The sequence below is a fragment of the Arthrobacter terrae genome, from assembly GCF_015708085.1.
Lineage (GTDB): Bacteria > Actinomycetota > Actinomycetes > Actinomycetales > Micrococcaceae > Arthrobacter_M > Arthrobacter_M terrae.
In genome coordinates, this window is the sequence record NZ_JADNYM010000005.1 from 174,338 (window position 1) to 194,810 (window position 20,473).

General features: G+C 60.4%; 20 protein-coding genes. 15 read left to right on the forward strand and 5 right to left on the reverse strand.

Annotated features, from left to right (window positions below):
* Positions 1–3 precede the first annotated feature (3 nt).
* The 14 genes from IV500_RS05250 (at position 4) to IV500_RS05315 (ending at position 12,101) form a co-directional block, all read left to right on the forward strand.
* Positions 4–1,218, forward strand: coding sequence for a hypothetical protein (locus IV500_RS05250; RefSeq protein ID WP_196395759.1), 1,215 nt, complete (start codon positions 4–6; stop codon positions 1,216–1,218).
* 68 nt (positions 1,219–1,286) lie between these two features.
* A complete protein-coding gene (locus tag IV500_RS05255; RefSeq protein WP_196395760.1) occupies positions 1,287–1,796 on the forward strand; it encodes a hypothetical protein in 510 nt (169 codons plus the stop codon).
* 186 nt (positions 1,797–1,982) lie between these two features.
* Positions 1,983–2,966, forward strand: a complete 984-nt coding sequence (locus IV500_RS05260) for a hypothetical protein (RefSeq protein ID WP_196395761.1) — start codon at positions 1,983–1,985, stop codon at positions 2,964–2,966.
* On the forward strand, positions 2,963–3,685 hold the full coding sequence (locus IV500_RS05265; RefSeq protein WP_196395762.1) for a hypothetical protein: 723 nt from the start codon (positions 2,963–2,965) through the stop codon (positions 3,683–3,685). The genes IV500_RS05260 and IV500_RS05265 overlap by 4 nt, the downstream gene beginning before the upstream one ends.
* 17 nt (positions 3,686–3,702) lie before the next feature.
* Positions 3,703–4,659 (forward strand): hypothetical protein, encoded by a 957-nt coding sequence (locus tag IV500_RS05270; RefSeq protein WP_196395802.1) that lies wholly within the window; start codon positions 3,703–3,705, stop codon positions 4,657–4,659.
* 4 nt (positions 4,660–4,663) lie between these two features.
* Positions 4,664–5,323, forward strand: a complete 660-nt coding sequence (locus IV500_RS05275; protein ID WP_196395763.1) for a hypothetical protein — start codon at positions 4,664–4,666, stop codon at positions 5,321–5,323.
* Positions 5,324–5,458: 135 nt separating this feature from the next.
* Positions 5,459–6,949: an endonuclease/exonuclease/phosphatase family protein gene (locus IV500_RS05280; protein WP_196395764.1), complete on the forward strand. Its 1,491-nt coding sequence runs from the start codon at positions 5,459–5,461 to the stop codon at positions 6,947–6,949.
* A gap of 84 nt (positions 6,950–7,033) precedes the next feature.
* Positions 7,034–7,663: a hypothetical protein gene (locus tag IV500_RS05285; protein ID WP_230854516.1), complete on the forward strand. Its 630-nt coding sequence runs from the start codon at positions 7,034–7,036 to the stop codon at positions 7,661–7,663.
* 329 nt (positions 7,664–7,992) lie between these two features.
* Complete coding sequence (locus tag IV500_RS05290; protein ID WP_196395766.1) at positions 7,993–8,568, forward strand: P-loop nucleotide/nucleoside kinase family protein; 576 nt, start codon at positions 7,993–7,995, stop codon at positions 8,566–8,568.
* An 89-nt stretch (positions 8,569–8,657) separates the two neighbouring features.
* A complete protein-coding gene (locus IV500_RS05295) occupies positions 8,658–9,128 on the forward strand; it encodes a hypothetical protein (RefSeq protein ID WP_196395767.1) in 471 nt (156 codons plus the stop codon).
* 17 nt (positions 9,129–9,145) lie between these two features.
* The gene (locus IV500_RS05300) at positions 9,146–9,901 is read left to right on the forward strand and encodes a hypothetical protein (protein ID WP_196395768.1); all 756 of its coding nucleotides are present in this window, start codon (positions 9,146–9,148) and stop codon (positions 9,899–9,901) included.
* A gap of 71 nt (positions 9,902–9,972) precedes the next feature.
* Positions 9,973–10,776 (forward strand): hypothetical protein, encoded by an 804-nt coding sequence (locus tag IV500_RS05305; RefSeq protein ID WP_196395803.1) that lies wholly within the window; start codon positions 9,973–9,975, stop codon positions 10,774–10,776.
* Between the two features lie 51 nt (positions 10,777–10,827).
* Positions 10,828–11,250: a hypothetical protein gene (locus IV500_RS05310; RefSeq protein ID WP_196395769.1), complete on the forward strand. Its 423-nt coding sequence runs from the start codon at positions 10,828–10,830 to the stop codon at positions 11,248–11,250.
* Complete coding sequence (locus IV500_RS05315; protein WP_196395770.1) at positions 11,247–12,101, forward strand: hypothetical protein; 855 nt, start codon at positions 11,247–11,249, stop codon at positions 12,099–12,101. Before IV500_RS05310 ends, IV500_RS05315 begins: the two co-directional genes overlap by 4 nt.
* A 1,094-nt stretch (positions 12,102–13,195) precedes the next feature.
* Here the strand turns inward: IV500_RS05315 and IV500_RS21345 are convergent.
* From IV500_RS21345 to IV500_RS05335, 4 genes are all read right to left on the reverse strand, one after another.
* Positions 13,196–13,450, reverse strand: coding sequence for a hypothetical protein (locus IV500_RS21345; protein WP_230854517.1), 255 nt, complete (start codon positions 13,448–13,450; stop codon positions 13,196–13,198).
* Between the two features lie 143 nt (positions 13,451–13,593).
* Positions 13,594–14,229 (reverse strand): AAA family ATPase, encoded by a 636-nt coding sequence (locus IV500_RS05325; RefSeq protein ID WP_196395772.1) that lies wholly within the window; start codon positions 14,227–14,229, stop codon positions 13,594–13,596.
* Between the two features lie 378 nt (positions 14,230–14,607).
* Positions 14,608–16,425, reverse strand: coding sequence for a MarR family transcriptional regulator (locus IV500_RS05330; RefSeq protein WP_312875838.1), 1,818 nt, complete (start codon positions 16,423–16,425; stop codon positions 14,608–14,610).
* Between the two features lie 222 nt (positions 16,426–16,647).
* Positions 16,648–16,881: a hypothetical protein gene (locus IV500_RS05335; protein ID WP_196395773.1), complete on the reverse strand. Its 234-nt coding sequence runs from the start codon at positions 16,879–16,881 to the stop codon at positions 16,648–16,650.
* Positions 16,882–17,445: 564 nt separating this feature from the next.
* On the opposite strand from IV500_RS05335, the gene IV500_RS05340 reads away from it, so the two are divergent.
* Complete coding sequence (locus IV500_RS05340) at positions 17,446–18,033, forward strand: DNA-binding protein (RefSeq protein WP_196395774.1); 588 nt, start codon at positions 17,446–17,448, stop codon at positions 18,031–18,033.
* Positions 18,034–18,058: 25 nt separating this feature from the next.
* Here the strand turns inward: IV500_RS05340 and IV500_RS05345 are convergent, their stop codons facing one another.
* Positions 18,059–20,323, reverse strand: a complete 2,265-nt coding sequence (locus tag IV500_RS05345) for a putative transposase (RefSeq protein WP_196395775.1) — start codon at positions 20,321–20,323, stop codon at positions 18,059–18,061.
* Positions 20,324–20,473 lie beyond the last annotated feature (150 nt).

Consider the following 20,473-nt stretch of genomic DNA (forward strand, 5'->3'; position numbering starts at 1 on the left):
GTTATGAAGACAGACCCAAATCGTCAGCCCAAGGGTGTCCCGGTCGGCGGCCAATTCGCCGCCACCACCCACAATGAAGCAGCGTTCACCCTGGCCAGTCCGGGACCGGCGCTGCCTGAACTTGAAGCGTACGGGGAAATCCCGACACCCCTGAAAGGGCAAACGCTCGAGACCGGGGAACCCGCTGAAGCTACCTTTGAGGGCTCCTACCGGGCGTATTTCCGCCCACTGGATGAGTACGAAACGAGCCACGGGCCGTTTACAGGCCAGCAGCCGATCTCTGAAGCTGAGATTCTCGACCTTGCCGGTATCGGCGAGGAAAACCTGGGTCGCCACCGAGGCACCTCGCTCGAGCGTGACGATGACACGGGCGAACCTGTCATTGTGGTCTATACGCGTAACGGCGGCGGCAACCGGGAATGCTGGCAGGATGACTGCGACGGCCAATGCACCGGCTGCATCCAGACCGACGCCATTCCCGCACTGCCCACCTACCTTCGAGACGAAGACGACGAGGGTGACAGAACCTACGCGAACAACTACTTTTGTCCTGTCGATGCGGCCACCGGCCGTGCCGCGCTCGAAGCCCAGGAGAGGCAGCAGCTGCTTGGCCGCCTCAAGTATTTCCGGGATGCCATCACCACCGGCAAGCAACCCCCGTGGTCTGTTTTGTCCCCTGTCCTGGCAGAATCGGAGAGGAACGATCTGCGGTACAAGCTGCAGAAGCTGCGCGAGCAGGCTGGTTACCGTGCCAGGGACCGGCGCTACGCTGACGCTGTGCAGGAAGCTCTCGGGAGCGGCGCCAATCTCCCAGCTTCCGGAATGGCACGGGTCCCGAGTGCGTACTACACCTACAACACCGCACTGCAATACCAAGCCATAAAGGAAGCGGCGGCGACCACAGCCCGCTCCGAGGCGGAGACGCTTGCTGGTGAGCTGACGGGAGCGCTGCCGCCAGCGGTCACCGCACTGGCCGTCGCAGAATATGACAGGCTCAGCGACAGCGCCACGAAACTAGAGGCCGGGGCCCTAGAGAGCAAGGAGAAACTCGCGGCCGCCGCGGCGGTGATGAAAAACTGGGCCGCACTTCAACACCGGGCTGCAGACGAAGCTGACGCAAAAGTAACCGAGGCGCAGAACATATTGAACAACTTCGACTGGTCAGCATCATTCCCTGGCGATACCAAAGACTGCCTGCCCCGTCCGACAGACTCCTGACCACCATCCAGCAGCCCCGGATTATTTCGGGGCTGCTCTGTTATCCCGCAGCCGCACACACTCCTGGTATGAGCACAGACACGACCAATCGCCAGCCCAAAGGCATCCCGACCGGCGGTCAATTCGTCCCGACATCCCACACGGAACCCGATCTGCACCTCGATCCGGTCAAATCTTCCCCTGAGGGCACCTGTTCAGAATGTGATGAAACCGTCGAAGATTTCCAGTCTGAACCCGGCCTCTGTGAAGGTTGTAACTCCGAACATACCTGCCGGGAATGCGGCAATCGAAATGATCTTGGCGGGTACGGTTACGACGGGCTATGCATCAATTGTGCCGACAAGGAATTTGACGATGAAGAAGACGAAGACAGCGACGTTGTGTGTGTCTTCGACCATGAGGGGGCCTCTATCCAGGTCGACCACTGCGGCGAGGATAATTACGCGCTCTACGACGAGGAAACCAACGAGCATCTCGCTGACTTTGAGTTTGTCGGTGATCCTGAAGATCATTCAGAACTGGAGGAGGAAGCCATCCAAGCCTTGAGGGTGGTTCGGACTGCACACAGAAGTGTATGACCACGAGCAACGCAGCACGACAGCCCGCGAAGGGATTTCAGTCTGTTCAGATGCTCCGCTTCCCGCTTCACTTCGCTGCGACGTCGAACATTGCCCACCGCGGCCGGAAAATTCCCGACCACCGTCCAGCAGCCCCGGATTATTTCGGGGCTGCTCTGTTTTCCCGCAGCCGCACACACTCCTGGTATGAGCACAGACACGACCAATCGCCAGCCCAAGGGCATTCCTGTCGGCGGCCAGTTCGCCGCCACCACCCACTCCGACCCGGAGGTCCGGCTGCAGGTCTCCGCCGAACACCGGTCTGCCCTGGCCGAGATGGGTGCCGCATCACGTGCCGGGATCTCCCATACTTCTGCCACCTACGTTGCAACCCTGATGAAGAACAGCCCTGCCGCGGTCTGGGACGAGAACGCTGCAACCCTGGCGGCCGCCAACGGCTGCACGGTCGACGACATACGCAGCATCGATGCTGTCTTCAACCGGGGTGAGCGACCGCTGGAGGTGACGGGGTCCGGTGATGATCTCCCCGACCTGCTCACTGCCGGCGGCCTTACCGGCCACCTCACCCCTTACACCGGGAGCCACCCGGATATCCCTGATAAGGCTTGGACGTATACCTCCGGCACCGGCCGTGAGCTGATACTCAGCCGCACCGAGGACGGGGGTTTCACTGTCTGGAACGATGACCCCGACGAGGATTACTCCTTCAGTGTCGAAACGATGCCCGGCGACGTCACTCCTGAGTCATCTGTCGAATCTGTTCAGGATGTGCTGTGGAACCGTGCTGTGACCGACGCGAACTACAACATGACAGGCGGGCTTCAATCCGGGGATTTTTACGAACTTCGCGAGGTCACCCTCGACAAGGACTCGGAAGGAAACACCTTCGGCGAGGTCCTGGCCAGCAATGAGGACGGCATGTGGACCACGCTCCATCACGACTTCGCCACCGGCGCCACCACCGTTGACCGCGACAATGAACGCCTGGAGGGCGCCGCTGCGGACTGGGAGATGGCAGCTGTTTTCGAGGGTCTGCACAGTGAACCATCCGACGGTGACTTCAACGTCCACGCAAAGAATGTGTTCGCCGGACTGCTCGCTGAGGCCGCCAAAGACCCGGACGCACCCCGTTGGGCAGCCCGGCACGCCGATAAGGATGACCGATCATGAGCACAGAGTCACGTCAGCCCAAAGGGATCCCCGCCGGCGGCCAGTTCGCGGCCACCACCCACACCGAGCCTTCCCTCAGTCTTGCCGCCGCCCGCCCGGATCCGGAAGTCACGCCAACCAAGCCGGGGCGGCCGTACGAGCTGACCGACAACGGTGACGGCACATTCAATTACAGCGACGTCGGCGCCGAAACCACGCTCGAACACAAGGAGCCGGTCACCCGTACCGACATCCGCCGCGCACTCCGCTGCCCGCGAGGTCAAGGCCGCGTTGTGGACCTGGGACGGGTCCCCGGCCGGCGCAACTCACCACGGGATGACATCTATGAGGTCGTCGGACCGGAGTCCGGGGCACCCCTGGTTATCCGGATCCAGGACGGATTCCATGCCATACACGTCACATCTGGCAACGTCCAGGTGGAGGTCCTCGGCGGCTTCATGAGCACCGCTGGCCGCACCGTCGTTGAGGACGGCGCCCGCGCCGGAGTAGTCGTGGACGATGACCACAGGTACACCATCGAGACCCGTGGCTCCGGCAGCGCCCGCGTGGCGCTGTCCACCCAATCAAACGTCGATGTCCGGGCAACCGGCACCGGCCAGATGTACGTCACCGGCGGCGGCCGCAGGTGCGAGATCCTGGCCAAGGACGGCGTCGTCGTCCACCAGGACGGGCCGGAGGAGGACCGGCTCCCGGTCCAGCGCCCCGCCATCTGGTGGTAGCCGCACACAGATAAGGCATGACCGAAAACATCGTGCGTCAGCCCACCGGCATCCCGGCCGGCGGGCAGTTCGCCGCCTCTGCCCACGCCGAACCCGTGATCACCCTGGCCCCGGCGTTCAGCTACGACCCCGAAGCCGTCGCCAAAGGTATCTTGAGCGATCTGCGGGACATCCAAGAGCTCTGGACTTCCGAGCTGTTCTACGACACGTACAACGCTGTCCGGGCCGGAAAGACCACATACGGGAAATTCTTGGGCGGGCTCATTGCCAAGAACCGCGGCGGCCGGTGTGAACACCACGAGCACGACCCAGGCCACTCCCCGGAGCGCTACTGCCACGACTGCCACATCGCCTTCATGGTGGAGGCCCGCACCAACCCCAAGCCCCTGCCCTCCCCGCGAGGTGTTATCCCGGGCCCGCCGCAGCATCACCACCTGACAAAGCAGCAGATCTCCTCGGACTACAACGAAAGCAATGGGGTCGAACAAACCACGACCGCTATGACCGGGGACCAGAAATTCGAAGCCGCAGTCCGTCGAATGTTCAAAGCACCCGAAGACGCCAACGTCGAAATCATCCAGGAAGAATACGAATCAGGGACCGACTGGACCCGCGAGACCTCCACCGAAATCACCGTCAAATGCGACGGCCGCGAAGCCGTGTACGAGTACTTGGGTGCCCTGATGACTGCACTTGATCAGGCAGAGCAGGACCCGGAGGAAATGGCGTTGCGCTTCATGCGCGCAACTTCCGGGCAACGGCCTTTGTTGAACGGCGTCGCCGCGGTGTACCTGAAAACCGGAGAGCACAGCGCCCCGAAGCCGGTGTTCGGAAAGATTCGAAATGTCTTCTCCGGCCGGGATGCGTCCATGGATTTCCTGCACACTGACGGCCGCCAAGAATACGTCCCAATGAACCGTGTCGCCTCCATTTTGGAAACCGACCAGTCCAGCATCTACGACGAAAGCGAATAGGACCATGACCCAGCAGCGCCACCCCGTGGGCATCCCAACCGGCGGCCAGTTCGCCGCTACAAACCATGCCGAGCCCGACATTGCCCTGGACTCAGTTTCAGCTGCCCGGCTGATCCTGCCGGACGACTCCTTCCTGGGCCAGCACGCCCGCTGCCCTGAAACCCGCCCTGCAGAATGGGTATTCGGCCAGGATGACTCCATCGATGCCGCCGTCGGAACCGTCATGGACGGCCCGCTCTCCCGCGGAGTCGTCAACGCCCAACGCCGTAGCGCGTTCCACGCCTGGCATGACTGGGCAATGACCCGGGCATTGGAAACCAGAGACCCTGCCTTTGATGACTTCGTCATGGGGCTGCGCACCGGTGCCACTTCGCTGTACGAGCGTCGCATGGACCACTACAAGCCGTCTCTTGACCGGTTCAAGCACGGAGGCACCCCGGTCTACGTCGCTGACCATGCCCTGCAGATCTCCGGGACCAAACGTGCTTCCTTGGAGGACCGGGAGCATTGGCGCAAACTCCTCAAACGGACACCGAATGAGGCCTGGCACCGGGGACACCTCGCGGCTGGTCTCGTTCTTTCGGGTGCCGACGCGTACTGGGGTATGCGCGACACCCCGGACGCTGCAGCGATCGGCGTGGCCACCCCGCCCTCCGCGGAGTGAGCTCAGCGCGGTTAGGTGATGCGTCCCTATCATCCTGAGCTCAGCGGATGCAGGCGGGGAGAGTGCGGGGCCTTGTCTACGCATGTCAGTTGGTGACGACTATTCTGACCGCGATCGACCTGCACCGGGGGAACTGTGATTACCCGCACGAGCCTTATCACCACATTGTCTGCCGCTGTTTTGGCCGGCTCCTTCCTGCTCCCGGCAGGGATGGCCGATGCCGCTCCTGCCGTGCATCCCGGACTCAGCGCTTCCCTCGCTTCAGTCATGCCGGCGTCCCAGACCCAGTACCTCAAATACTCCTGGAGTCCTTCGATCTATTCCCGGACCCCCACCAGCAAAGGAGATCAGTGGAAGGTGCTGTCATGGGACGACTACGTCTCCGCCGGATACCCCAAGCCTTCCCCTGCCGGCTTCATTCCTGGCACAACCGTTTACCAGTTCCCCGGGGACAGCACTATCTTTGTCTCACAGGACGGTCTCGAACATGCGCTCTCCTATCCCGAGTGGAAAGACATGGGCTTCCCCTCCCCCGGCACCCCAGCAAAAACACAGTACGTGAAATACCCCTGGGGTACGGCCATCTACTCACGGACCGTGTCTAAAGGCACCGTCCAGTGGAAACATTTGAGCCCTGCCGATTACGCCAAGGCAGGACGCCCCGTTCCGGTCACGATCGTGTCGCTGATCCCTGACACCGCCGTGAACAAGTACAACTCAGACCCGACGCTGTGGGCTGAGCAGGATGGGATCAAGCATGCTCTCTCCTTCGCAGAATGGGGGTCTCTTGGTTCCCCGGCGCCAACGGTCCGCACCTCTGTCGAGGTGGCTTCATTCAACGTCGACTCAGCATGGCGGCAGAAGACAGACCCGTCAATCCCTGCATGGGACCAGCGTGTCCAGGGCGTTGCAAGGATCATTAACACGGCCAAACCGGACGTGATCGGTATTCAGGAAGCCCCGACAATCACAATCGACACACGCACTTACACTCAGGCTGATGACATCCGCCGACAAACCTCATACGAGATGTACCAGGCACCGGACGGGGCAACCATGCCCATCCCGATCCTGTACCGCGGCGGGCTCTTCGACCGCCTCGATGCTGGCTACAAAGTGTTCGAAAACCAGCCTTACCCGAACTACGGACGAGCCATGACTTGGGTGAAGCTGCGGTCGAAGGCGACCGGGGATGTGTTCTTCGTCTTCAACACGCACCTCATGGTCGGCGGCGACAAACAGTCAGTTCGGGATAACGAGGCCAGGATGCTGGCTGCCGAAATACGGAAGGTGAATCCGTCCGGGCTGCCGGATTTTGTGACCGGGGATTTCAACGCCTCGGCTTCCAAAACCGCACCACAGACTCGTGAACTGGGGGTCCTGGGCTTCACGGATACTTACTCGGCGGCCGCTGACAAAATGCATCCCGAGATGAAAACCCATAACGGATACACACCGCCGCAGGTCGGCTCTTCACGCATTGATCAGGTCTACGCAGGCGGACGGACCAGCGATGACATGCGGGTTGATTATTGGGAGAACTGGATGGCATATGGAAACCAGATCATCTGGGGACAGCAGCCTTCTGATCACGACATGATCTACACACGGGCGAGCTTCAAATAGCGGTATTCCGCCGAACACCTGACAGGACAGGCACCCGCTGGTGGTGTCTGTCCTGTTTCGGCGACAGCCGCACACATCATGAGCATGAGCACAGATACAGTACGTCAGCCCAAGGGCATTCCTGTCGGTGGCCAGTTCGCCGCCACCATTCACGCTGAGCCGGGCATCGTCCTGGCCGGCGGCCGGGCCGAGTTTGTGGGCGAACGCCACCTTTATCAGCGGGAGCTGGCGGCCCTTGCCGGACCTGATGCTGTCATCGAAGAAAAATACCCGGCCACCAAGTCGGAGGCCAGGCGCCTGTTGAAGAACACCCGTGGAGAAACTGGCAGAAAGATCCGGGTTGTTCGTCTGGATTACAGTAATGCCCCAGATTCCGAACTGTACGAACGGGTGGAGATTGTCGGACCGAAGGATGGCCGACCCATCGTCGTCGACGTTGTCTCCGGTCTGCCGCGTCTGAAGGTTATGTCCGGGACGGCGATCGTGCGGATGCGCTCCAACTGGGGTAACGCGGTGGATGTCGGTCAGGGTGCTAAGGCGATCATCATCGCACCGGCAGAAACAAAAACCACTATTGAATGCGATAAAGGTGGTACGGCGATCCTGGTGAGTCCATCGGCGAAGAACCGGTTGCGGCCGTTCGGTGACGGGGAAATCTTCGTGTCCACGGGCACGGATACCGATCGTATTCCGTATGAACGCCCGGTTTACTAGCCAGGACTGCCAAGTCGTGGGCCGTGGAGGAAGGTCACCGTTTCCGGGCAGGGACAGCGAAACTTCTCCGTGGACCTTGACGGTGACGGGGGCACACTCGATCCCGACGATGAAGACGGGCACTTCGCCGATGAACTTTGAGCGCTTCCTTCAGTCTGTAGGGCTCCGGGACCTAGGGCTTGCGTGAATTGACTGCGGTCAAGGTGTCAACCTATCGTCCGGATGTGAATGAAGTTGCGGGCTAGTATCAAGGTCACCGCGAACTTATGCGGAACCTAGTCCGGGGGTTCCGCCAATACAAGTAGCATCCGGCGATACTTGGAGACGAATTGAAGCAAGTCATCATTGTTGCGGGCCATGCTGGCTCGGGTAAGACTGAGTTCTCGAAGCAGATCGCCGATCGCACGGGGTGGCCCTTGCTCGATAAGGACACACTCACCCGGCCGTTCGTTGAATCGTTAGCCGACCAACTCGTCGGCGACCCAAATGACAGGCACAGCATTACGTATCTTGAGGATATTCGACCACTCGAGTATCAAACTTTACTCGAAACGATGTGGGAAATCTTAGAATATGGCGCGCGAGGAGTCGTCGTGACTGCCCCGTTTGTGATGGAGCTGTTCGATGCGAATTGGCTTGAAAACTTCGATTTCGATTGCGACCTCAAGGATAGTCAACTCACGGTTGTGTGGGTGCACTGCGATGACGAGACCCTCAAGGGGCGCATCATTGAGCGTGGTGCTGCTAGGGATCGCTGGAAGATCCTCAATTGGGCCGAGTGGGTGGCTTCGTTGGGTGTGCCATCGCTTCGGGAGACTGACGTACATGTCGACAATAGTGTGGAGTCAATCGCGTCCCTCAGCTCATCGGTCGATGCACTCGTAAGTCGGCTTGAGCGTGCATGAGGAGCCCGGCAACATCGTTGTTCTTTTCGGAGCGCCTGCGGTAGGTAAGGACACAGCAACGGCCGTGCTGGTCGCACGGAACTCAGGGTATGAACACTTCAAGAAGCCATGCAGAGCCCGCCTTGTCTCTGGCGAATGGCGATCCAATTGCCATGAGTCGGGAGGAGACCGTTGATTTCATCCGCGGCGAAATTTACCACCACATCTCCCCTGTCATCGGCGCACTGCGCATGAATGCCAGGCAGGGTGTGGCGGACACTGACAAAGCCCTGTTGAATGATTGGAGGGTCAGCGCTGCGAAGGCTGCCGAAGCGATCGCAAAACGGTCCACCATTCCGGCCCCTACCCTGGACGGCTTTACTGCAGAGCAGGTTGAGGATCAGATGGCAAAGGACACGCACGAGGATCTGTGTGGCTGCGCCCTCGCCAACGACGGCTGTGCCACACCCTCTTATGGGCCCGACTGGCGGTCACGGATGGGTGTTCCGAACGTCCACGGCATGTTCGACGCGTTGGAGAAAATGGCTGCTACACGAGCGGCCTGCACTTCCGGAGCCTAGCCGCACACAACCCTGGTATGAGCATCCATACCGTAAACCGTCAGCCCGAAGGCATCCCGACCGGTGGGCAGTTCGCCGCAACCACCCATGCCGAACCGGACCTGTCCTTGTCCGACCCCTCCATCAAAAACGTCACGGAATTCTTCGAGGAGCGGGATTCGATCCGTGCCCGCCGCGAACGCCTCCAGTCCCAGCAGGAGAATATGGACCGGCTCTCCCAGGCTTATTCGATCCGCGGCGCCGGAGCTCTCGCTATGGCCCGATTCCCGGGCGCGGCGGCGATGAAGATTGCAGCGAACGAGGATGGCGAAAACCAGTATGACGTGGTTGCAATCCTGGACAAGGACGGCAATGTTCTCCAGCACGTCGATGACGACGAAGATTTCATTTACGAGGAGATGGTTCAGGATGGACCAAACCTGCAGGACCTCATCTTGGATCTGAACCTCAAAGATGACTCATGGGCTGACAATGGGATCGCCATCGTCGCCGGTGACGGTAAGCGTGTTTTCAAATCCGCTTTCATTAACCTCACCGCCGCCCGTGATGCACCCGTCCCGTTTATCGCAGCGGAAAACAGCCCATACACCAGGTCTTTCTCCGAGGATGAGCAACGGGATTTGGTCGAAGCAGCCAATCGAGGAATTGTTGCCATCGAAGATGTCCTTGACGATCCGGGCAGCTTCGATGAGCATCGCCAGTTCCAGGAGCTGGAAGATCTGAAGGACCGGGTCAACGCATTGCTGACCGTTACGAAGGAAAACCGGGCCTGATCCTAAGGACCCCGCACCGCAACCGGTGCGGGGTCCGAATGCTTTTACAGCTGGCCGCACACATAGCCTGTATGACCACTGATAACGAAGCGCGGCAGCCTAAAGGTGTACCCTCCGGGGGACAATTCGCCGCCACCGCCCATGCAGAACCGGCAATCGCACTTGCCGGATCCATCTCAACGGCAGCAGACCTAAAGCTCAGCGCCGACTTCATCGACAACCTCCCCTTCGAACACAAAGTCGCCCTTGAACACTGGCATAGCAGGCTCCAGGGCGCCGGCGTGGCAGGTGAACTGGAGATCTCCTCCGTGGACGGGGGAAATACCGACCCCGGCGGGCCCACAGTCTCCGGGGAATGGCGCAGCCCTGACGGGAACCAATTCGGCTTCTACCTGGACCACAAATCGCTCTACATCTCCCGTTACGACGAATGGAACGTGGATTCCGGCCACGCCGGCGTAACCTCAACCCTCGTCAAAGGGGACGAGTTCCCCATAACAGATGAGGACCTGACCACTCATTTTGAGCATGCCAGGGAACGGGCCCGTTCCGCAGACGGCTGGGCCAACCGGTCGCTCCTGCGCAGCAACGACAAATTCCGCTTCACCATCCCCGAACGGATCTCCGAGGGTCCGGGCCACGAGACCGGCCAGGTGGAGATCACTGCACCCAACGGTGACGAATACATTGTCCGCATGGACCGCGGAGAATTTGAGGCCCGAGTCTACGGACCGCACGAGGGGCAGCTCAGCGACCGGATGGCGGCGGCCTTCCTCACTGATGTCTCTGAAGCCTGCGGTGGGAATACCGACCCGGACGACCTCAAGTACGCGATCCTGTATTCCATCCAGGCAGGCTCCGGAGAAACCTGGTAGTCCTCTCGTGTGCCGCTGGCGGCAATCGGTGCAGCCGCACACGTTCTGGGTATGACCACATTGACGGCCCGCCAGCCTAAAGGCATTCACATAGGCGGCCAGTTCGCCGCGACAACCCACGCCGAACCAGGCACCAGTCTGAGCATGCCTGTAAGCCTCCACGAGCGCACCCATGCAGGGCTAGTCAATGATCAGATGAACACCCACGAGGAAGCCCGGAGTGTACGGGACGCAATCTATGCGTCCTTGGTGGCAGGGGATTTCGGCACTAAGACCACCACTGTGCGTAACCTCGCCGATGATGACCGTCTAATCCGTCTCGCTATCGACCGCTACGTGGTCACCGAGGACAACGAGCCCGGCTCATTCCGCCCTAAAGACGCAGGCCACAACCTGGGTTGCTTGCTTGTCGAACTTCAGGCCGAAGACCTTGCGGACGAAGTCGACGAATATGAAGACGATGAGGACTTATGAGCGCTGTAGTTCGTCAGCGCAAAGGGGTCCCCTCCGGTGGCCAGTTTGCAACCACCGCCCACGCGGATCCGTCCGTTCAGCTGCAGCAGTTCGCAAAGATGGAGAAGGTTTTCGCGCACTCCCCCGGGACCAGGGTCATGACCGGCAACGAATTCGGTACTATCTCTGACGCCGGCAAGGACCGAAGAGAAAACATCACCGTCAACCTCGACGGTGGAACCTCGCTGTACCAGAAAGCATCACGTGTTGTGCCTTGGGAAGCGTATTTGGACACCGTTATGCCCACCACAGAGTACAACCCCGACTCGTCAGCAGAGGATACCCCGCAGCAGGACGCTGATGCTTTCTTCAGGGCGGCTTTGGTCAGAATGCGCAACGCCAGGGACGCCAGCATCCAAGCGGATTCGCCGTACTTCAACGGAATAGCCGTCGGCGAAGCGGAGGTCGCTGCTGCCCTCGCCAATGCCGACGCGGATCCGGCTACCATTGAGCAGTCCAGTGCCACATTCCTGGGCATGGACGGGGCCGGGCTCGATGTCACGGAAATCAAGAAGCAGACCGCCGCTCCCCTATCGATGACCCGTGCACGCCGGCTGGCCGGCTATTTCACCACTCGTGCGGTCGAGCTGCAGCACGAGCTGGGCTCCAAGGCAGCCAGCGACTGGGGACGCGATGACTGGCAGAAGCATGGAACAAAGTTTGTCTTCTCTTCTGCCGCTGTCCGTTTCGCTGGCGGGGCCCTCCGCGATAACAACCGTTTCTACGAGGACAGGTTCAACTCCTTGGTGATGGAGGGTGAAACGGATACCGACACAATAGTCAGCGAAACATTCGACGACGCCGGTTGGTAAAACGGTCCCTTGCGGCCCTGTGTGCCCTCAGAGCGCCTCAGCGCGATAGATACGGACACTCACCCATGTCAGGAAGACTAGTGACTCCTGTCGCCACGGACGGCGTCTGACGGGTACCTGAATTCCGGTGCGGGGACGACTAGCAGGACGGGCAGGTGGCCTCATCGGCGACAGCCCAGCCGGAGCGGATAGCAGCGCGAAGCGTCGCAGCCATCGTCTTCGACTCAAAAGTTTCCGCCGCAGACCTGGCACAACGTCCCAGTCCTCCCCCGTCGCACGTCAATGTGGTCCGGCAGCTGATCTTGATGCTCATAGATCCCCCTCACGCGCCCCCATGGCACGAATTCATCTCTAAACGAATCTAAGACCTGAACACTTGTTACCAACCGGTAACTTCAGACTTCACCCCCACTTTCACCCTGCCGTGAAAACCGGTGCCATGCCGCCGCGACAAGGATCACTTTCCCGCTGGCTTTCAGTGTGTTCCACAAAGATAAGCGCACTTAATGGTCCGATCTTCGGTACCAACCTCGTACAGTACTGGTACTAGTACCACACCGGACCGCGTTGGGGCGGTTTCGATACCACATCAGTACCTTAGCGGGAGCGGAATGGCAGCACGCATTGTTGACTTTTTTGACAAACACCACACTAGTACTGCACTAGTACTGCACTAGTACTGCACTAGTACTGCATAAGTAGTACACCACCACCACACCGGTATTTGACTAACACATAACCAGTACCACACAAGGTCGGATACCACACCAGTATCGCGCCAGTACCACACCCGAACATTGCATATACCGAGATCACACCACGTTTATACCAGCACCACACCAGTATGGGGCTAGTCAGATACCGGCACCGTACTGGTCACACACCACGAAAACACAAGTGTGTAACCGATACCATACTGGTACCACACCGGGGCTGGGCGGGGACCAATTCAATGCTAGTGCTGTACTAGTAAGGGGCCAGCACCACACCAGTACCGTTTAGGGGCAGGTTTGGACCTAAGACAGGGGAATTATGCCCGCTGTCGGTAGTACCACACCGGTATGGTACTACCGACTCTCTACGTGTAGGACGCGCTACTCGTAGGATCCGGGACCGTACTTTTCTTCGAGGATAGGCCAAATGAGCCGCTCCAAAACCTTCTGCTGGCTCATTTCCTCAACCAGCGCTGCCGTGCGCAAAAGGTCCAACTGCGACGAACTGGCGCGAAAATTGATGCCACCGACCTTCGGCTCACGGTTACGGCGCTTCCAATCCACCATGGCCGGGGCCAGAGTCGCCGATATAGACGAAACCTTAGCGGGGGAGGGGCGGACAACTTTGGGCGCCACGGGCGCCTTCTGAGCTGGGGAGGGGTCCTGTTGTGGGGCGGCCGATTGGGGGAGTGAGGTTACCGGCATGAGTGGCCGTTCCGCCTGGGCACCAAATTCTTCAATAGCTTTCTCTGTCTGGACGTCAGTTCGGGTGCGCTTGTTTACCATGCCAAAACCTCCGCAGTGAGTAGCTGGATTTCTGCTTTAGCCTTCGGGTCCTTCATTTCGACGACACCGAGGCCTTCGGAAAGGCTTGTCTGGTAGACCTTGCGTTCATGCAGGCGGGTGACGGCGATGCGCAGCTCCGGAAAGTCGGAGAGGTAGGAGTGTGCCTCCGCGACGGAGTCGGAGAATACGTTAGTCGGGACACGGTTCAGCACCGCCAGAGCTTTCAGGTCGGGGTTGAAGTCCTTGGCCTGGTTGATGGTTACGACAAGGCCCTGGGTGGTGTCCAGGTCTGGCTGTGTTGGCTGAATAGGCACCAGGATCAGGTCTGCGGCCGTCATCGCCGTCCGCATCTCCGAACTGTCCTTGCCGGGGGCATCAACAATCACAATGTCGTACTTTTTGGCCAGATCCAGGAGTGTAGCGCGCAGATTACCGGTCTTCTGCACGGTTTGGATAGGGGAGTGGCCGCCGTTTTCGCGGTCCTTGGCCCAGTTGCTGGAGGTGAACACGGTCGGGTCAGCTTCGACGATGATGACGTCACTGCCCCGGGCGGTGAACTCCACCGCTATGTTCACGGCGACGGTGGACTTGCCGACGCCGCCTTTCTGATGGGCTACGAGAATTATCACTGCAGTACCGTCCTAGTATGGTCCCGGTGTGGTACCACTCTAGGGCCATAATGTGCCGCAGAGTGGATGGGCAAAAGCTACGGGGACGACCGGGGGAGTGGGCCCGCTTTACCGCAAAAGGGAAAAGACGGTCGTGACCGCGGTCGAAACACCAGCAGTGAGGGTACCCAGGAACGGGACCTGTCCACTATAGACTGGTCCCAGCAATCCAGCGGGTGCCACCGCTGCTTTAGCTTCGAAGGCCCTGCGGTTACGCGGGGCCTTCTTCTTTCCTAATGATTCCGGACAGGGCAGGATGACGCACGGAGGCGCGCCGGACTTCAAGGAACGAACTCCATGTTCAGGCAAATTGACCAGCAAAGAGTTCGTGGCTGGGATCTAAGACGCGGCGGTAAAGGCCATGTCCGCCAGAGTCCAGTCATCGGGTGGTCCTTCAAACATTTCCCACGGGTAATCTTCACCGGGGGAGAGGAGCTCAGCGACTGTATGGACGTTTTTGGACAACCATTCCTTCCAGATGATCCGCTCAATCCGGTGGCGGTTCAGTTGCTCGGCTACAACTTCCAGGACACCGAAGTGCTCAGCGAGCTCCTTTAGCGAGGTGGCCGCAACAACCGCCCAGTCACGGGTGGGGTTTCTGGAGATCATCTTCCAGGCCGCCAGGACTTCGAGAGCCTCCCATACTGCCGTGCGGGACAGTTTCGTGACCCGGACGATCTCGGCAGTCGGAATAGGGGTGGGGGAGTGCTCAAGGGCTTCGTAGACGAACGCTGCCGGAAGCCCTAGCTCGCGGAAAACGGGTCGAAGGGCGTGGATCTTTCCTTTCTGCCAGGAGAGGTCCTCAGCTGCCTCTTTCACATCTTCCGGAATGGTGAGCATGTACAGGTCTCCTTTCGTGCCGCGGCCTTGTTCGACCAGAGTGACCAGCGGGTTGCTTTCGCCACGGAGCGCCCTCAAGTGGGATCCGACTGTCGTGTGGTCCAGACCGGTAGCGACGGCGATGGATCTGTCACCGAATTCGATAAACCGGGACGCTGTCATATGGGCTGCTTCCCCTAAAGCACGAAGAACCATCCGGCGGGCCAGACCGGTACGGGAATCCTGGTAAGCATGCTCTCTCAGTGTGAGGGCATTTCGCCAAGTCCGAATGAAACGGTGCTCGGCATCCGGACTTTTCGAAGCCGCTCGTCCTAGTATTCCGGGGGCCTGTGTACATGGCTGGCTTGTGGGGGATATACGGACGTTGTTGTTTCGTGGATTTGAGGTCGGGTTTTTACGAAGGTGGCTGAGGGCCTTGGCCCAATCTCTTTTCAATGCCGGTATCCGGTTGCGGGAGGAGTAGCGGGCGTAGAACGAGGCCAGCCCCGGCCAGGTACCCTGCAGGATGCGTCGTTCCACATCTGTCAGTTCCAGTCCGGCGGCTGCAGCGCCGGCAATGACTGCTTGGCGGGCATCCGAGTCGGTAGCGTAGCGGTTGGCGTCGTAGAGTCCGGTGAGAGCCATCTGCTGCATGGCTCGGGACATTTTGGCCGTCAATCGCGTCGCGGCGGGCGCCCCGGTCGTGGCTGCTGTGAATGATTGCTCCAGACGCATAGACCGCGCTGCGGCGATCTCGGCGGCCAGGTCGGCGTTCATAGCGGCCCACACGCTGTCGCTGTTCGGTCGGCGGACAACGTCGTACGCCATGTTCAGGCTCATGGCCAGCTGCTGGTAACCGCCGCGTTTGTGGGGGGAGCCAGGGGTACGCATGCATCCGTGGAGGAGGTTCTGGTGCGGGGTTTTATCCAGGCTTCGGTGGCGGTTGCCGAGGGCTTCGACCAAGTCGCGTGCCTGGGAGAAAGTAACCCGATCCGCCAGCGGGATGTAGACGTGCCGGCCGCCGTTGGGGGAGTAGTCCTCAATCCAGCGGGCGCCACAGGAGTAAAGCCACGTCTGGACCGCGCGTACATCAGCTTCAACCCAGTCGATGCCGGCGACGGAGGAGTCGAAGTCCAGGAAGATCGCCGCGCAGGTGCCGTCCGTGCCGAAGATGCGCACGGCGGCAGGAAAGGATGGCACAGCCTCGGTCAGCGTACGTTCGTACTTCTGCGGGTAGGTTTTTCCGGCGTCGCGGGAAAGACGGACACGGGGTTGCCCAGCCAGCAGAGGGGCCAGTGCTGCCCATGCCCTGGCATGGTCATTTTCGGTCCGCGACACGCCAGACTCGGGGAGGGCTGGCAGTACACGGGCATGCTGAGGTACGATGATGATGTTCCTGTCGAGGGAATAACAAAGGGCCGATCCGCCAAGATCGGTTTTATAGCACTTCAAAGGCGGACTTTGACGGTCTACCTTTCGACTTACGATCTGTCCGCCGCCAAGCAATCCAGACTGTAAGTCTCAAATCTTCGAAGGCCCGCCAAGTGCGGGCCTTCTTTTTTATGAGGCCAAGCTGATGGGCAGCTCCTCCTGATGATTGAAGTGGTTGCGCATTGCCCGGTCCTCAATTAGTGAGCGTGCAACGGCAGACGCGACGTAGTCGGAAACAGTGATGCCTTTTGCCGCAGCAACCAAGGACACCTCTTCAGCTGTTTCTTCCTGCACTCGGAAGCCAATGTATTTGCGCAGGCCCCTGCTGGGTCTGCCGCGTCCACGCTTGATTACTGCAGCCATTGTCTCGTCCTTTGAATCTCGTCCAGCCGCTGAGGCTGCACTGCTTCATCGTTGGTATTTCTGGTAGCCGGCAAAACGCCCGTATTTTTGTTTACAGGTATCCGACTAATTCGAAGGTAACACCTGCGCAGGAGGCTTTCGTGTATTTGTTTACTGCAAACACTAGGCGTGTCGCGGTAAAAGCGGGAACATGCCGACCGACGCAGTATCCACCGCATCAAGGTCCTCTTCCCGAGGTCAGAACTTGAATCTAAACGGCTTGCAGGCGCGCCGACCAACACATTGCCTTTCTTCACCCTCGGTTTAACCCTTCCAGTGACGTACTGCACAGCGGGGCGAAAAAGTGATCTGCCGGGGCTGCCGGCGCGGACATTCTTCTGATTCCGACATGAGGCACGCTGCCAGATGCTCTGGCCCACAGCTCTCAGTGCGACGCCGGGATCCATCAGCCGGAGCCTGGGAGGCGAACGTTGCACCGAAGTATGTGACCGCCATACGAATGAAAAGTAGTAGGAGTAGTGTTACTACTACCGTTACTACTACTACCCATGGAGATCCGCCGTTATGTCTTCACCCTCCGCCAAGGACCGTGTGTATGCCGCCGCCGAGAAAATCAGCGCCGAACGCCCACCAACCGTGTCCAGAGTCCGCGAGGGCGCCGCGGTCTCCAACGCCGACGCAACCCGCTACCTCAAGGAATGGCGGGATGAGCAAGCCACCTCCGGCAGTCAGATTGCGGCAACCCCGCAGGAAATTACCGAGCAGGCGACTCGACTGGCAGGAACTGTTTGGGCCCAAGCAGCGGCCCTAGCCGAGGCTACGCACGAGGCACTCGAAGCGAAATGGGGCCAGGAGAAGAAAGATAAGGACCTGGAACTGGCCGAGCTGGTCGCTGACCTCGATAGGATCACGGCGGAAAAGGACCAGACCATCAGCGAATTGACGTCGCGGTTGGCTGCTGCAGACGCTGAAGTGGAAACCGCAGTGAACGCGGCCGCCGTCGCCACCTCGGCCGAGACCCTAGCGCGGGAGGAAACTGTTGGACTGAAAATTCGTTTGGCCACCGCCGAAGCGAAAGAGACGACTCTGCAACAGGCCCACAATGATCTGCTAAGGCGCATCACTCCGCATGATTCGGATTCGAACCACTGAGCACCAGGGCTCCTGACATGGTGAGTTATTGTGTGTGGGCTGGGGGCGCGGTTTTGACTTCGTAGCGCATGATGAGGTCTGTTCCGGGGTATCGGGTTTTGGTGGTGGTGAGGTGTTCGCAGAGCTCGCTGATCGCGGTGGTGGCTCGTTTGGTGGGGAATGGATCGAGCCGGATCGTGAGGTGGCCGGCTTCGGTGGGATCGATGTCGCCGCTGTGGGTGAGTGCGTGGCGGATCAGGGTGTGGGCTTCCTCGGCGGCCCGGGCGTAGCCGGTGTTGGTCCGCATTTCCCTGGCGAGGGTGGTCGCGGTGTTGAACGCGGCCATCCGGATCGCGTGGGTGAGCAGCTTCATCTGGGTATCGAGGACCTGCTGGCCGGGTGAGAGTTCTTCCAGCCGCACCCTGGCAGGGATGCCCTGATGGGTGGTCGTGGCCTGTTCCAGAGCCGTTTCAGCGTCCCAGAGCCCGGCGGTAATCGTGTTGTGGGTTTTGTTGGTGATGGTGATTTCCCTGGTTCCCGGGGCGGGTTTTCTCGCGGCGAGCAGGGCCGTGTCCGTGGCGGCTGCGGTCTGGGCGTATTGGGTCCGGGCGGTGAGTACTTGCTGATACGCGGCCCTTTTCGCGGGGTTCGGCACCGACCGGTCCGGATCGTCGTCGGTGCTGGCGTACGCGTCGTGGGAATCAAGACCGAAATGCATCCGCGCGTAACGGAAGTAGTTTTCCTGCCGCCATCGTGCTCCCATCCGGTGGATGACTTCTCCTGCCGGCATCTTTGAGGTGGTGGTGAGGATATGGATTTGCCGTGTCAGGCCTCCCCGGGCGGGGACGATCCGGGTGATCTGACGCATCCGGAATACTTCACCGCCGGTACCCAGCGGCAGGTCAACGTTGGTGTCGGCCGCGGTCCAGGTCCGTGGTTCACCGTGGTCATCGGTATGGGTGAGCGTGGTGAAGAGGTGGCTGGGGATCTCTTCGGTGGTGCCTTTGCGCCACGTCAACACGTCAAAGCCCTTCCCGGCCATGTGTTGGAACAGGGCCGGTGACCAGCCGCCGCGGTCAAAGCCCACCAGCACCCGCCGGTTGTCGCCGATGATGGTGCGCAGGGAGGGCAGGAGAGCGCGTAGTTCCCCGGTCAACGCCGCCCCGGGGGCTGCCATGACGATCAGAACGGGTGCGCCCCTGCAGTCCGATACCCAGGTCTCTTCCGTGGCCGGGACCGGAAATTTCAGCCGTGTTGAATGGATTTTACCGATCTTTTTCCGTCCCTGGTAGGCACGGACATGCCCGTCGACGTACAGGACCGCGGCCAGCTCCTCACCGGGTCCGCCACCGGTGCCGGTGCCGAGGTGTTTGATGGCCATGGCCTTTTGGAGCTCGCCGGCTTTGTCCATTCCGGCGAGGTGGTGGAGTTTACGGCGGATTGTTTTGACTTCCGGTGCCCGGTCCATTCCCAGCACCCGCCCCAGTGCTGCGGGGTCAAAACGGGTCGCGCCCTCGGCGCGGGGTTCACCGGCGAGTGTACGGAAAACGGTGTCCAGGAAGATGGTGTCCAGTCCGTAGAACCCGTCCGGCAAGGCCCCGAAGGTTTCCCGCCCACAGGCCAGCAGCCCCGTGACCTCCAGTGCCGGCAACGCCAGGAACAACCCGGCCAGCGGGACCTTCCCCGCCGGAGTAAACACCGGTTCCGCGCATTCCAGGAGTCCGGCCCGTGACGCAGCCCGTTCCCCGGCACGGACCACCGGTTCCGGCAACACCGGCAACACCGGCGATATCGACGATGCCGGTGCCGGGGGTTCACCCGTTGGTGAATTCGCCATGGTCGGGGCCGGTTCCGCGGGAGCAGTCTCCTGGGAGGTGAGTGCGCGTCTGACAGTATCGGTGGAAACCCCGGCGGCTGCCGCTGTTGCCCGCAGGCTCGCTCCGCCGGCACGGATACGGCGGATCTCGGTTGCCTTGTCCCCGGTCAGGACCGTTGGGCCCTTGGGTCCCTTCTTTACCGGTGCCAGCGCCGCTACGCCTTCATCGGCTAGCGTTATGCGCCAGCGGCGCAACGACTCCGGGGTGACACCGAACCCGGCGGCGACCTCATTAACCGGCCCCGCACCCACCAGCACCAGCTGCACCGCCGCCAGTTTACGCACGTCGTCCTGGCCGGCATCCCAAACCCAGGCCAACTGGCCGTTAAGGAAAACCCTGCCGTCCCCGGCGGGGTTTTCCAGCAACGCAGCCGAGGCCCCGATCAGCACGGCACCCAGGTCAGTGATCATCGGCAGGGGCAGCTGGGTCGTCACCCCACCCATCGTTCCACTCCCACCATCAAGAAAATCATCACACCTTTATTATCTCACATTATGGGCGTAATTAACAGTTTCCAGGCAAGAAAAACCGCGGAGAATCAACAAACCATCCAACGCCCAGCCAGCTATGTCCAGAGCCCTGAG

Bases quoted from the DNA above. Each gene is read 5' to 3' on its own strand.
- IV500_RS05250 (WP_196395759.1), top strand. From the start codon at position 4: ATGAAGACAGACCCAAATCGTCAGCCCAAGGGTGTCCCGGTCGGCGGC.
- IV500_RS05270 (WP_196395802.1), top strand. From the start codon at position 3,703: ATGACCGAAAACATCGTGCGTCAGCCCACCGGCATCCCGGCCGGCGGG.
- IV500_RS05315 (WP_196395770.1), top strand. From the start codon at position 11,247: ATGAGCGCTGTAGTTCGTCAGCGCAAAGGGGTCCCCTCCGGTGGCCAG.
- IV500_RS05310 (WP_196395769.1), top strand. From the start codon at position 10,828: ATGACCACATTGACGGCCCGCCAGCCTAAAGGCATTCACATAGGCGGC.
- IV500_RS05335 (WP_196395773.1), bottom strand. From the start codon at position 16,881: ATGGCTGCAGTAATCAAGCGTGGACGCGGCAGACCCAGCAGGGGCCTG.
- IV500_RS05260 (WP_196395761.1), top strand. From the start codon at position 1,983: ATGAGCACAGACACGACCAATCGCCAGCCCAAGGGCATTCCTGTCGGC.
- IV500_RS05285 (WP_230854516.1), top strand. From the start codon at position 7,034: ATGAGCACAGATACAGTACGTCAGCCCAAGGGCATTCCTGTCGGTGGC.
- IV500_RS05340 (WP_196395774.1), top strand. From the start codon at position 17,446: ATGTCTTCACCCTCCGCCAAGGACCGTGTGTATGCCGCCGCCGAGAAA.
- IV500_RS05305 (WP_196395803.1), top strand. From the start codon at position 9,973: ATGACCACTGATAACGAAGCGCGGCAGCCTAAAGGTGTACCCTCCGGG.
- IV500_RS05265 (WP_196395762.1), top strand. From the start codon at position 2,963: ATGAGCACAGAGTCACGTCAGCCCAAAGGGATCCCCGCCGGCGGCCAG.
- IV500_RS05295 (WP_196395767.1), top strand. From the start codon at position 8,658: ATGAACACTTCAAGAAGCCATGCAGAGCCCGCCTTGTCTCTGGCGAAT.
- IV500_RS05300 (WP_196395768.1), top strand. From the start codon at position 9,146: ATGAGCATCCATACCGTAAACCGTCAGCCCGAAGGCATCCCGACCGGT.
- IV500_RS05255 (WP_196395760.1), top strand. From the start codon at position 1,287: ATGAGCACAGACACGACCAATCGCCAGCCCAAAGGCATCCCGACCGGC.
- IV500_RS05275 (WP_196395763.1), top strand. From the start codon at position 4,664: ATGACCCAGCAGCGCCACCCCGTGGGCATCCCAACCGGCGGCCAGTTC.